The sequence below is a fragment of the Thermosynechococcus sp. FA-CM-4201 genome (genome assembly GCF_054689355.1).
The window spans coordinates 1,608,030-1,621,469 of sequence record NZ_CP079920.1 but is presented as its reverse complement, the minus strand read 5'-3'; the positions used below and the strand labels follow the sequence as shown (position 1 = coordinate 1,621,469).

Here is a 13,440-nt window from a genome sequence, read left to right as displayed (position 1 = left end):
AAGCCCCTTTTGCGCCAACCTCATGACTCAAGCAGCGTGGTTAGAACTGGTCAAATCCGTCAGTGAGCAGGGCATCCAGTTACCCGCCAGCGGACTCAAAATTGGCCGTGCCCCCGATAATGACATTGTCCTGAATGATCTTTCCGTCTCCCGCTACCACGCCTTTTTTGAGTGGCAAGAAGGGAAAGTTCACCTCGTGGACCTCGGCAGTAAAGCGGGCACCCATCTCAATGGCCAACCGGTGGTGCCCAATACCCCTATTCCCCTCGAAGATGGCGACTTGATTACGCTGGGCAACTCTGCCGTGCGCTTTCGCCTCATCTGGCACTACCACGACTATCAACCCCGTGCCACCGAGGTCAGCAAAGAGACTGAAGTCCCTGTGATTGAAGTGCGCACCAAAACATGGCGACAACGCTGGGGGCTACAGGAGCAAACGACACTTTTGGGAACCCATCCCGCCTGCGATGTGGTGGTGGATATCCCTGAACTTTTGCCCTGCCACTTGAAATTACGGTTTGCGGATCAGCATTTGCAGGTGGTGGATCTCAGTGACCCGCAACCGGCAATGAATGTGCATTTGGGAATCGGGGAGAGTTATGCCCTGACGGAATTTGTCACCCTCACCTATGTGGGGCAGCAGTTGCCCGATCGCATTGATACAGAGCGCCATGCCGTTGTCTTTAGCCCCGCGACGGAGTTGAGCACAGCAACCATACTGGCGATTCCTGAGGCCGATGCGGCATCCACCGTCCCCGTGAAAACGATTTCGCTGGTGGGATACAACACGTTCACAATTGGCCGCGATCCAAATAATGATCTGGTGATTGAGCATCCAACGGTGTCCCGTCACCATGCCAAAATTGAGCGCCGCAATGGCGATTTCCTGCTCACGGATCTGGGGTCGAGTAATGGCACGTTTGTCAATGGCCGTGAGGTGGAGGAACCGACGCTGCTGCGGGTGGGGGATAGTATTCGCATTGGTAGCGATCGCCTTGTCCTCAATGTCGATGAAACCCTGACCCAATATGCCGAATCGGGTCACATGCGCCTAGATGCCATCAACCTCAGTAAGGTGGTGGGCAAGGGAACGCAAATTCTCCACGATATTTCCCTATCGATCATGCCCAAGGAGTTTGTGGCCATCTTGGGGCCGAGTGGTAGCGGCAAGTCAACGCTCCTCGATGCCCTCAATGGCCTGCGGCCCGCAACAACGGGCACCGTACTGGTGAATGGCACCAATTTCTACCGCAACTATCAGGCCTTTCAAGCGCAATTGGGCTATGTGCCGCAGAAGAATATCATCCACGAGGAGCTGACGATCGCCCAAGCTTTGGAATACGCGGCAAAACTACGCATGCCCCCCGATACAACGCCAGCGGAACGCCAACAGCGGGTGACCGAGGTATTAACGGAATTGGGACTGAACCATCGTCGCGATGTGCCCATTTCCCGTCTCAGTGGCGGCCAGCAGCGGCGGGTGTGTATTGGTGCCGAATTGCTCACGCAGCCGAGTCTTTTCTTCCTTGATGAGGCCACGTCTGGCTTAGATCCGGGCACGGAAGCCGACCTGATGTTTTTGTTGCGGCAGTTGGCGGATCAGGGGCGAACGATTCTGATCATTACCCACGCCACCCAAAATATCCGGGAGTGTGATCTGGTGATCTATCTGGCGGAGGGCGGCCGGCTGGCCTACTTTGGCCCCCCTGATCAACTGCTACCCTATTTCCGTGCTACCTTTGGCGATCGCTTTAGTGGCATCAAGCTCGAGGATTTCTCTGGCATCTACCGTGCCTTAGACAAAGAGAAAAACCCCAATGCCCCCACCTCGGCAGAACTCGAGGAAGCCTACCGGCGATCGCGCCTCTATCAGGAATATGTGGTCGGGCGACAGCAGGTGCTGGCTCACATGCCCGATGAAACTCAACGCCGCACCAAGGGCAAATCCCGTCGCAGCAGCGAACCCAAGTCCAAGATCTCCCCTTGGCAACAATTTCTCATTCTCACCCGCCGCAATCTCACAATTCTTGGCCAAGATCGCAGTAACCTGCTGCTGACCCTCTTAATTGCCCCCCTCTTGGGGAGTTTGAGTTTTGTCTCTTGGCAGCGGGATCTCTTTAATCCAGAAACGGGGAATGCGGGTCAAGCCCTGACGATGATTTTTGTCACCAGTCTGATTGCGGTGATGATTGGTGCCATGACAACGATGCGGGAATTGGTTAAGGAGGTGGAGGTTTATCGGCGGGAGCGGATGATTGGCCTGCGGCTGTTGCCCTACATTGGCTCCAAAGTGGCGATCGCCCTTGGGCTGGCTCTTTACCAAGCGGCCACCTACCTTGCGGTGACAAAACTAGCGGTGGATCTACCGGGAGATTGGGGGGTCACCTTTGCCATGTACATCACCCTTGCCCTTGCCATTTTTGGCGGTATGGCGATGGGACTGTTGGTGTCTGCCTTTGCCCCTAGCCAGAACATTGTGCCGCTGCTGGTGCTGATGTTTTTAGTGCCGCAAATTATCTTTAGTGGCGGTATTCAGCCGGTTTCTTCCTTCGGGTTGCCGGGGCAGATTATCAACCATCTGACGGTGATTAAGTGGCCCTTTGAGGCGATGGTGAAGCTCACGGGTATGGGGGATGACATTGCCAATGACCCCTGTTGGCTGGAGCCAGAGGAAGAGCGGGAAAAAATGACCGAGGAGATGCAGCGAGATTTTTGTCTTTGCTATGGTCCCGGTCTCTTTAAGACCTGCAACTTCCCCGGTATCCGCGCCAAGTATGTCCCGGAAGTGGATGAACCCGCACCGCCTCGGCCAGAGTCTCCTGGCGATCCCCCCAATGATCCAGCGGCACTCCAAGACTATCTGCAACGGCTGCAAGCCTATCAGGAGGCCATGGATGAGTGGGAAGTGAAATACGCTGAGTGGAATCGCCAACGCAGTCGCGCCATCAACGAAGCGCAGGGCACCATCAGTCGCTTCCAGCGAGACCAAGGGTATATGTTTACGGTGAATGTGCAACGCCATTGGCGCGATCAAAGCATTCTCATCTTGGCAATGCTAGTGGCTTTGCCCTTCTGCCAAAAACGCCGTGACTTTAGCCGTTGACACGCTGGCATTTTTAGGGGTGGGGTTTTGGAGTAATTTTTTGAATAATGGAAAAGCTGTCCTCTTCACACTCCCATGTCCGCCCCCAATCTCTTGCTTATTGATGGTCATTCCTTGGCCTTTCGTGCCTACTATGCCTTTAGTAAGGGGCGAGACGGGGGCTTGCGCACCTCTACGGGGATTCCCACCAGTGTGTGTTTTGGCTTTCTCAAGACGCTACTGGAGATTTTGGATCAGCAGCAGGCGGATCATGTGGCGATCGCCTTTGACTTGGGGGAGCCGACATTTCGCCACACAGCCGATGAAAACTACAAGGCGGGGCGGGCAGAGACTCCCGAGGACTTTATTACCGATATTGCCAATTTGCAGGCGTTGTTGCGGGCACTGCGTCTGCCCCTGTTGAGTCAGCCGGGCTATGAAGCGGATGATGTGATTGGTACCGTGGCCCATCGCCTGCGACCCCAAGGATGGCAGGTGTCCATTGTCAGTGGCGATCGCGACCTCTTTCAATTGATTGATCGCGAGGGTCAAGTACAGGTCTTGTATCTGGGGAATACCCTTGGCCAACGCAAGCAGGGTCTGGAGGCCTTTGATGCCCGCAAGGTCAAGGAAAAAATGGGGGTTTGGCCCGAGCAAATTGTGGACTATAAAGCCCTCTGTGGGGATGCCAGCGATCGCATTCCCGGTATCAAGGGCATTGGTCCGAAAACTGCCGTGCAATTACTGAGTCAGTATCCTACCCTTGAAGAGATTTACGCCCACATCAATGAGATTACGCCCCCCAGCCTGAGAACGAAGCTGATCAATGGGGAGGCCGATGCCCGCCATTCCCGCACACTGGCTCAAATTGTCCTCGATGTCCCCTTGGAACTCCCCCTCGAGGAACTGCATCTCAGTCCCTTTGACTGGCCAATGCTGGATCACCTATTGGATCAATTGGAGTTTCGTGCCCTGCGGATGCAACTTCAAGACTGGCACCAACGTTTGGGGGGGACACTGCCCGATTTGGAGAGCGATTCAGAGGAAACGTGGTTTTTTGCGCCGACGGATACCCCCGCTCCCTTGAATGTGCAACTCATTGAAACGCCAGAGCAACTGCAATGGCTGATTACCCAGCTAGAAACCTGTACCGATGCGAACCATCCCGTGGCTTGGGACACGGAAACCACGGCCTTGAACCCCCGCGATGCTGCCTTGGTGGGCTTGGGCTGCTGTTGGGGTGCAGCGCCTGATCAGGTGGCCTATCTGCCCTTGGGGCACAAGGAGGGGCAGAACCTACCCCTACAAGAGACCCTCGCCGCTTTGCGACCGATTCTTGAGGGCGATCGCTACCCCAAAGTCTTGCAAAATGCCAAATTTGACCGCTTGGTATTGCGGTTTCAGGGGATTCAATTACGGGGCGTGGTGTTTGACACGATGCTGGCGAGCTATGTGATTAACCCGGAAGCCAGTCACAACCTCAAGGATCTGTGTCAACGCTATCTGCCTCTCCAAGCCCAAACCTACCGCAGTCTTGTCGGCAAAGACCAAACCCTTGCGGATCTGTCTCCGGCCACGGTGGCACAATACTGCGGCCTCGATGTCCATACCACCTATCTTCTCAAGGACAAACTAGAGGCCGACTTGACCCCCCGCCTGCGGCAACTACTCCTAGAGGTAGAATTGCCCCTCGAACCCATTCTGGCGGAAATGGAAGCTACGGGCATTCGCATTGACAGTGACTATTTGCGGCAACTCTCCCAAGAACTCGAACAGCAACTGGCAGCACTGCAACAACAAGCATGGGATGCCGTGGGACAACCCTTTAACTTGGCCTCCCCCAAGCAACTGAGTGAACTCCTCTTTGGCACATTAGGGCTGGATACGAAAAAGACCCATAAAACGAAACTAGGCTACTCCACCGATGCTGCAACCCTCGAAAAGTTGCGGGGAGATCATCCCGTTATTGAACTCATTTTGAGCCATCGCACCCTCGCCAAGCTCAAATCCACCTATGTGGATGTGTTGCCCACCCTGGTACGTCCAGACACAGGACGGATTCACACGGACTTTAACCAAGCCGTAACGGCAACCGGGCGCCTTTCCTCCTCCAATCCCAATCTACAAAATATCCCCATTCGCACGGCGTTTAGTCGGCAAATTCGTCGCGCCTTTATTCCCGAAGCGGGCTGGTTGATGGTGGCAGCCGATTATTCCCAAATTGAGTTGCGCATCCTCGCTCACCTGAGTCAAGAGCCTGCCCTGCTAGAAGCCTACCAAAAAGGGGAGGATGTCCATCGTCTCACGGCTCAGTTTCTCTTAGAAAAAACCGACATTAGTTCCAGTGAGCGACGCTTGGGCAAAATTATTAACTTTGGCGTCATTTACGGGATGGGAGCGCAGCGATTTGCCCGCGAGGCCGGGGTGAGTGTGGCCGATGCTAAGGTGTTTATTCAGCGGTTTTACGATCGCTACCCACGGGTCTTTGACTATCTGCGGCAAATGGAACGGCTTGCCCTTAGCCAAGGCTATGTGGAAACAATTTTGGGGCGGCGGCGCTATTTTGCATTTGAGACTCGCGAATTGCAAGCCCTGCGGGGCAAGCCCTTGGCAGCCCTAGCCGATGTGGATCCCAGTAAACTAAAGATGAGCAATTACGAGCGGGGACTCTTGCGGGCGGCAGCCAATGCCCCGATTCAAGGGTCTAGTGCCGATATTATCAAGTGTGCAATGGTGAAGCTGGCACCCCTGTTACCGCCAGAAAATGCTCACCTGCTGCTGCAAGTTCACGATGAATTGGTGTTGGAGATGACCCCTGAGGCGTGGGAACAACTGCAAACCACGATTCCCGAAGTGATGAGTACAGCAGTGCCCCTGAGTGTGCCCCTTGCGGTGGACATTTACGCGGCGGCCAACTGGCTGGAGGCCAACTAGGTTTGTTGATGCGGCAGCAACGCCACTGGCAAGTTTATTTCTGGCAAATTCTCCTCTGCCTTGTTTTGGGGGCGATCGCCCTCTCCTTGCCGGCGGATGCCCAAACGATTCGCCCCTACATTGACCGTGCCATGGATCAAATTAGTGAATTTTACCTTGACAATGGGATGCACTTCATTATCATGGAGCAACACCAAGCCCCGATAGTGTCATTTCTCACCTACGTGGATGTGGGGGGCGTGGATGAACCCGAAGGCCAAACGGGTGTGGCCCACTATCTGGAACACTTGGCCTTTAAGGGCACCCGCCGCATTGGGACGACGGATTATGCCGCTGAAAAAGAGAAACTCGCCCAACTGGATCGCCTCTTTGCGCAACTGCAAGCCACCACTGATGAGCGGCAACGTCAGGCATTGATCACAGAATTTGCCGCTGTGCAGCAAGCCGCCGATCGCTATGTGATTCGCAATCAATATGGCCAAATTGTCCAACAGGCCGGGGGCGTGGGTCTCAATGCCACCACATCCGCCGATGCCACCCGTTATTTCTACAGTTTTCCCGCCAACAAATTGGAACTGTGGATGTCCCTAGAGTCGGAGCGCTTTTTGGAACCCGTCTTTCGCGACTTCTATCAAGAAAAGGAAGTGATCCTTGAGGAGCGGCGGCTGCGCACTGAAAATTCCCCCACTGGCCAACTCTTTGAGGCCTTTTTGGCCACCAGCTTTCGTCAGCATCCCTACCGCCGACCCGTCATTGGCTACCGTGAGGATATTCAAAACCTGCGCCGCGCCGATGTGGAACGGTTTTTTCGCCAGTATTACACCCCCGACAAAATGACGATGGTGCTGGTGGGAGATGTCGATCCCCAAGAGGTTAAGAAATTAGCCAAGGTTTATTTTGGTCGCTATCCCAAGGGCACGAGCCAGACCACAGCCATTCCCCCTGAACCACCGCAAACAGCCCCTCGCCAGATTACCCTCGAATTGGCCAGCCAACCCCTCTACATCGAAGCCTATCCCTGTCCAGCACTGCGGCAGCCAGCCTATCTCAGCTATGAAATTTTGGCACGTCTTCTCAGTGGCGGTCGCACGTCCCGTCTCTACCGTTCCCTTGTCCTTGAGCAAAAACTTGCCCTTAATGTCCAAGCCTACGTGGGCTTCCCCGGCAACAAGTACCCCAATCGCTTTCTCATTTATGGGGCGCCGGCGCCGGGTCAAACAACCGCTGCCCTTGCCGCAGGCATTGCCCAAGAACTGAAGGCACTGCAAACTGTCCCCGTGACCCCAGCCGAATTGGAGCGGGTGAAAACCCAACTGCGGATGGAGCTGCTGCAAAACCTGATGTCCAATGAGGGCATGGCCAAACTCTTGGCCGAGTATGCCGTAAAAGGCGGTGGCTGGCAGCAACTTTTTGCCCGTTTAGAGGCAATTAATGACATTACCCCTGCTGACATTCAGCGGCTGGCTCAATCCCTGCAACCGGAGCAGCGAACCGTGGCGCAGATTCAAACTCGCCCATGAAGTGCATCTGGATGGAATGGCTGGGGGCGATCGCCTTCTATACCTGTTTGCCCATTCCCCCTAACTGGCCCATGCAATTGGCGGGGGCTGCCAAGTGGTGTCCTTGGGTGGGGCTATTGCTAGCAGGACTTCTCTGGGGGGCGCAGTGGCTACTGGCATTTTTGGGTGTTCCCCCCCTCGTGGCGAGTGTCTTGGTTGTGGCGCTTTGGCTGGGATTAACGGGGGGATTGCACTTGGATGGTGCCATGGACACGGCCGATGGTTTAGCCGCCAGGGATCCACAACGGCGTCTTGAGGTGATGGCGGATAGTCGAGCGGGGGCTTTTGGCGTCATGGCCGCAATTGTCATCCTGCTCTTAAAAGTCACGAGCTTAAGTAGCCTAGAGAAGAGCAGCGTCTTGGTGTGGGTCTTGGTGCTGGGGCGCCTTGCGCAGGTGTGGGCGATCGCCCGCTATCCCTATTTGAAACCCCACGGCACGGGCCAGATCCATAAAGCCAGTGGTGTCTTTCCCCGCGATTTTTGGCCGAGTGGTTTACTTGTGCTCTTCCTCAGCTTCCTGCTACCGCTTCCCCTCGGACAATTCCTTTTTGGCCTGCTCTTGATTCTCTTGATCCCTGCATGGTTTCAGTGGCAGTTGGGGGGTCACACGGGGGATACCTACGGTGCGGTTGTCGAGTGGACGGAAGCCTTGATGTTGGTTGCCTTTACGGTGGGATCGGTGAGTTGATCGGGCAATCCCACAGCCACGGTGATGATGCCCAAAACCTGATATCCCGCATCCCGTAATAGGGTGGCGGCACTGCGTGCTGTTGTCCCTGTCGTATAGATGTCATCACACAGGAGGAGCCAGCGCTGGCGTTGCAGACCCTGCCCAAGGCGAAAGGCATTGTCAAGATTGGCTTGGCGTTCGGTGAGTGAAAGCTGAAACATGGACTGGGTTGCTCTTTGGCGGATTAATCCCCCTGGGGCAAGGGGTAGCTCAAGGGCACGGCAAAACCCCTCAGCAATGAGCGCTGCTTGATTAAAGCCCCGGCTTTGCAATTTATCGCGATGGAGGGGAATGGGCACAATCTGCAAGGGGAGGTGTTGGGCGATCTTCGCTTCAAACCAACTCAGAGCCAACCATTGGCCAAAGAGGGTACCCAGTTCGGGGTGATTGTTGTATTTCATGGTGGCGATCGCCCGCTTGAGGTCTTGCTGATAATACCCCCAAGGAAAAAGGGGGAGACTGCCCCGCCAGTAGCGTTGACGTTGGCGCACTTGCCATGACTTGAGGCGGCGTTCACAATCCCGACAGATCGTTTGGGGACTGGCTCGACCACAACAGGAACAGGGCTGCTGCCCCAAAAAGGAGGTGAGCGATCGCCACACCAGCGCACTCCCTAGGTGCTAACAGTAGGCACTAATATCCTCATGGCACTCATCGGCCAAGTAGCAGAGGGCACGGTAGCGCAACACCATCAACTCCTCATAGAGGGGATTCAGATGGCACAGGGGCGGAATGTGAATGTGCCATTTTGCCACCACAATATCGCGTTCAAAGGGACACTGGGCGGGGATCAAGCGGCACAGACGATGGGCAAGCTGGCGATCATGCACTTCCAGATGCTCTAACCACTGCCGTACCGGCCACAGGAGCGTGCGGAGCAACCGTTGCCCCAACGTAAAAATCGTCATCAACTCAACACCTCAACTCAATCATTGAAGTTGGCAGCGAAAAATCTCCTTCCTCACCTTTTTAAGAAGGCAATTGCAATCAGTTAAAACAATTCCTAAGAAGGGCAAATTTATCGCTGCATCTTATGGCAAAAGGATCGTTCTGATTCACTTTGGATCGCCCTTAGCGAGGCGCAACATCCCAGAGAAATCTCAATGAAAATCGCATCACGATAGACAATCTCCTTGCTTCAGAGAGATTTAGTAGTAGTGGATACATTATTGAATTTAATGCTGATCCTGTATCCATCCTTATTCTAGTGATTCCTGTTGAAGTTGACGATGGGGTTTTCCGAAAAGTTGCCCTCACAGTAGCGCACGTCCCCCTTCCTAAGCTAATCTGCAATTAGAGTCTGGTATTGGGGAGCACTGGCATGTTTAAGAACATATTGATTCCAACGGATCTCCATGATGGTCTCCCCAAACTTACCCACTACCTTGAGGCACTGAAAACCGCGGGTGCTCGCAAATTAATCTTTTTCCATGCCCGCCCCATTGACGAGGATGGTGATAAGCCTCGCCTGCGGGAAGAAAAGCTGCAACAGGCGCGCGAATTACTCAAAATCGATGCCACAACAGTTCCAGCCGATCTCAAAGCAGAGGTGATCATCGAAAACCGTCGCCCTGCCGATGCCATTCTAGACACCGTTGAAAAGCATCAAATTGACTTGGTGCTGGCCAGCCGCCCCATTCGTAATCTCTTGGATGAAAAGCTCTTTGGCAGTACAACCATTGAAGTGCTGCAACGGATTAAAGTGCCAGTGATGATTATGCGCCCGCAAGTGTTGTGGGTGATGACAACCGCAGAACTGAATCTTCGCTGTCAAAATCTCTTTCGCCACCTACTGGTGCCCTACGACCACAGCCCCTCTGCCCAACACCTTGTCCAAAAACTGCGGGAAGGCGTGAAAAAGCCCGATCAAACGAGCATTGCGTCACTCACATTTTGCTGGATTATCAGCGATGCCGGCAAAGGGGAACTGGGAGTTGGCGAACAACGTCCAAAGGCTGAAAAAATTCTTGCCGAGCTGAAGCAAGAATTCACGGGCTATGGCCTCAATGTTGAAACCGAGATTCGCTTTGGTAGCCCTGTGGTTGAAGCCCAACTCGCTGCCCACGATCGCGACATCTATGGGATTGCCGTTTCCTCTGGCTCCGTCGGTAAAATTTGGGAACTATCGATCCCCAGCTTTGCCGGAGAAATCATTCGCCGTTGCGTCTTTCCTGTGATCTACTTTCCGCCCGCTGGTCGCTAATGAACCAAAAGATGGGGCAGCAGAACTACCCCAAAGGCATTTCAGTTAGGCACTAAAAGCAAAACTTAGCTAATCGTCACTTCGCGGGGTTCCTCAGGCGCGGCGGCCTTCGCTGCTTTTTGCTCCATCATTTCTGAGCGGGCTTCGGCAACCAAGTCTTGGAAAGACTCACTGGCTTCGGCGACAGCCGTCTGTGCCTTTTCATAGGCTTCAAAGGCCCACATCAAGCCTGATTTTGCCGCATTGCGAGCTTGCTCTGCCAAGTTGTGACCGGTCATTGAGTCAACGGCACCCACAACGGGGGCAACAGCAACAGCACCCACCCCAAGGGCAAGCACGGTAAGTGGTTCTAAACCAAGTAACAGGGCTTCAAACTCCATTCTGCGGCATCCTCCAAAGGAAAAGAAATGATGAGCACATCGCACCCATGATAGCAAAGGTGCAGGAAGGGCAACGTCCCCGCTGGCTTAATCGCTCCACGAAGATTCTTATGCAGGGCTGAGCCAAAAGATTAGCAGAGCTTAAGGGCAGTACTGGGAACCTCATCCCAAGAGGCCACGGTACGCAGACGCACTTGCCAGCCAGCGGCTTTTTGTTCTGTTGTCAAGTTTTTCTCAAAAGACTGCACACACTCCTTCGCCTGTGCTTCATCACAACAGGCAATACAGGCATAAAGCAGGCCAGAGGGATCAATTTGCTCGCTCACCCAAATCGTCCTCATCACTCACTCCTTGGCACAGTTTGCCGATTGCACGGAACTATCTACAGCCTAGGCGAAATACACGGCGATCGTCAGCGATTTTTAACAGCCCTTTAATAAGGCTCCCAACGCTGCCAATAATTGCGCAATGTGCTCAGGGGTGTGATCGGCTCTTAGGGTGATGCGCAGACGACTAAAGGGCACCGTCGGTGGCCGTACCGCCGCCACCCAACATCCAGCCCCTTGTAATTTCTGACCCCATTGGAGAACAGTGGCTGGATCGGGAGCAGGCAGGCAAAAGATGGGGGTCGGTAGCGGACGGGGCAAAACGGGGCAACCCAATTCTTGCAGTCCTTCTTTGAGTTGTTGAATGCGCTCCTTGAGGGCTTGGCGCAGGGAAGGCTCTGTTTGTAGTTGCTCAAGGGCAGCAAGGGCAGCAGCAGTGTCCGCTGGTGAGAGTCCAGTGCTATAGATCCATGTGCTGGCACGGTGTTGCAGATAGGTGATCAGAGCTTGGGAGCCAGCAATGTATCCCCCTAAACTGCCAAGGGCTTTGCTGAGGGTACCCATTTGAATAACGGTCGGACTCGATTGCCCCAAGGCGGCTAAGGTACCGGCACCATTGGTTCCCAACACCCCTGTACCGTGGGCATCGTCCACCAGCACCATGGCTGTGTAGGCCTCGGCGAGTGCCAATATCTCCTCTAGGGGGGCGACATCCCCATCCATACTGAAGACACCATCCGTGAGGATCAGACAACGGCGGTATTGGCAGCGATGGGTTTCTAGAAGTTGGGCAAGGACAGCGACAGTGTTGTGGGGGTATTCATAGAACGTCGCCTGACTGAGGCGGGCACCTTTTTTTAGACAAGCATGGTTGTAGGCATCCCCAAGCACCAAATCCCGTTGATCCACAAGGGCAGCAATGGTACCGAGATTGGCGGCAGTACCGGAACTAAAGACTAAGGCAGCCTCTGTACCTTTCCACTGAGCGATCGCCCGCTCTAGTTGTTCATGAAGACAACGTTGACCACTGAGAAGGCGAGACCCGGTCGCCCCGGTGCCCCACTGGTCAATCGCCTTAATGGCGGCTGCTTTCACCTGCGGATGGTTGGCCAGACCCAAGTAGTCATTGCTGCAAAAGTTAATCAATGGGCGGGGCGGCTCGCCAACACTCACCACTGCTGCGGGTGCGCTACTGAGAAGGGGTTGACGATACCAATGGGCACGCTGCAGGGCCTCTAGGGCAGGTTCTAGCCACGCAAAGGGATCGCTCATTTGGGAATATGGCAGGGAGACTGAACAAAGTCTAAACCAATACGTGGCGGGGCGATCGCGGGGAATGAGGTTTATTGCCATTCTGCTGGTAGCGCCCATTCAATGGCTCAAGGTGCAGCCGATAACCGACATTGCGCACGGTTTGAATCAGGCGCGGCTGCTGCGGATCCACTTCGATTTTCTTACGCAAAGATAAGATATGCGTATCCACAGTGCGGGGGTTGTCAATGCTCTCTGGCCAAGCTCGCCGCAGCAACTCCTGACGACTCAAAGGCGTGCCCCCCATTTGCGTGAGAACATAGAGTAGGCTAAATTCCTGCGGTGTCAAATCCACTGGCACATTGCGTACCACCACTCGCCGCTGCACTAAATCTACTTGTAACTCACCCAAGTTCAGCACACTGGGTAAACAGGGGCGTGCTCGCCGTGCCAAGGCCTCGACTCGGGCAAGAAATTCCTGCATCCCAAAGGGTTTGGCCAAGTAATCATCAGCGCCCGCCCGCAGCGCCGTCACCACATCCGCTTCATCCTCATGGGCGGAAAGAACTAAAATCAAAACAGTGTTTTGGTAGTGAAGCCAGCGGCATAATTCCAAACCATTACCCTCATTCAAGTCCAGATCGAGAACAACTAAATCGGGATGTCGCAATTGAAATACTTCCTGCCCCTGTTGACAACCACTGGCAAGATGAACAATGTGCCCCACTTGCTGTAGGTGCCAGCCAAGGAGGGAACGCAGGTGGGGGTTACTTTCAATAATTTCAACGTGCATCAACATGAATACATCCCCACAACAACGGCGGAGTAAAGGGAAAAGAGATTTCTTCTATATGTCTGGAAGAAGGTGCAACAGAGTGGCAATGTCTGGATGAATTGGATGCTAATTTAGCAAATTTAATACCAATGATTTCGTAACGACTAATACTTTAGGGTTTTTTCTTGTTCCTGTAATA

At 54.1% G+C, this 13,440-nt stretch carries 11 protein-coding genes; 5 read left to right on the top strand and 6 right to left on the bottom strand.

Annotated elements, in window-relative coordinates; all coding sequences use genetic code 11:
* Nucleotides 1-22: 22 nt before the first annotated feature.
* The 4 genes from KV190_RS07890 (at nt 23) to cobS (ending at nt 8,264) form a co-directional block, all read left to right on the top strand.
* Entirely contained in the window at nt 23-3,103 is a 3,081-nt protein-coding gene (locus tag KV190_RS07890) for an FHA domain-containing protein (protein WP_460192703.1), read from the top strand.
* A gap of 75 nt (nt 3,104-3,178) precedes the next feature.
* Nucleotides 3,179-6,016, top strand: a complete 2,838-nt coding sequence (gene polA / locus KV190_RS07885; protein WP_460192702.1) for a DNA polymerase I — start codon at nt 3,179-3,181, stop codon at nt 6,014-6,016.
* A gap of 8 nt (nt 6,017-6,024) precedes the next feature.
* Complete coding sequence (locus KV190_RS07880; RefSeq protein ID WP_460192701.1) at nt 6,025-7,536, top strand: M16 family metallopeptidase; 1,512 nt, start codon at nt 6,025-6,027, stop codon at nt 7,534-7,536.
* A complete protein-coding gene (gene cobS, locus KV190_RS07875) occupies nt 7,533-8,264 on the top strand; it encodes an adenosylcobinamide-GDP ribazoletransferase (protein WP_460192700.1) in 732 nt (243 codons plus the stop codon). Before KV190_RS07880 ends, cobS begins: the two co-directional genes overlap by 4 nt.
* Here the strand turns inward: cobS and KV190_RS07870 are convergent.
* Both KV190_RS07870 and KV190_RS07865 read right to left on the bottom strand, forming a co-directional pair.
* Nucleotides 8,195-8,908 carry a ComF family protein gene (locus KV190_RS07870; protein ID WP_460192699.1) on the bottom strand — a complete coding sequence of 238 codons (714 nt, stop codon included), beginning with the start codon at nt 8,906-8,908 and terminating at the stop codon, nt 8,195-8,197. The genes cobS and KV190_RS07870 overlap by 70 nt on opposite strands.
* An 18-nt stretch (nt 8,909-8,926) precedes the next feature.
* Nucleotides 8,927-9,214 (bottom strand): Mo-dependent nitrogenase C-terminal domain-containing protein, encoded by a 288-nt coding sequence (locus tag KV190_RS07865; protein ID WP_460192698.1) that lies wholly within the window; start codon nt 9,212-9,214, stop codon nt 8,927-8,929.
* 413 nt (nt 9,215-9,627) lie between these two features.
* Between KV190_RS07865 and KV190_RS07860 the strand changes: the two genes are divergently transcribed.
* Nucleotides 9,628-10,509, top strand: a complete 882-nt coding sequence (locus KV190_RS07860) for a universal stress protein (RefSeq protein WP_460192697.1) — start codon at nt 9,628-9,630, stop codon at nt 10,507-10,509.
* A 65-nt stretch (nt 10,510-10,574) separates the two neighbouring features.
* Here KV190_RS07860 and KV190_RS07855 read toward each other — a convergent pair whose 3' ends face one another.
* The 4 genes from KV190_RS07855 to KV190_RS07840 all read right to left on the bottom strand — a co-directional run bounded on the left by KV190_RS07855 (nt 10,575) and on the right by KV190_RS07840 (nt 13,265).
* Nucleotides 10,575-10,889 carry a DUF5132 domain-containing protein gene (locus tag KV190_RS07855; RefSeq protein WP_250682287.1) on the bottom strand — a complete coding sequence of 105 codons (315 nt, stop codon included), beginning with the start codon at nt 10,887-10,889 and terminating at the stop codon, nt 10,575-10,577.
* A gap of 131 nt (nt 10,890-11,020) precedes the next feature.
* A complete protein-coding gene (locus KV190_RS07850) occupies nt 11,021-11,230 on the bottom strand; it encodes a glycogen debranching protein (RefSeq protein ID WP_460192696.1) in 210 nt (69 codons plus the stop codon).
* Between the two features lie 81 nt (nt 11,231-11,311).
* Nucleotides 11,312-12,487 (bottom strand): 8-amino-7-oxononanoate synthase, encoded by a 1,176-nt coding sequence (bioF, locus tag KV190_RS07845; protein ID WP_460192695.1) that lies wholly within the window; start codon nt 12,485-12,487, stop codon nt 11,312-11,314.
* Nucleotides 12,488-12,518: 31 nt separating this feature from the next.
* A complete protein-coding gene (locus KV190_RS07840; RefSeq protein WP_460192694.1) occupies nt 12,519-13,265 on the bottom strand; it encodes a response regulator transcription factor in 747 nt (248 codons plus the stop codon).
* Between the last annotated feature and the right edge of the window lie 175 nt (nt 13,266-13,440).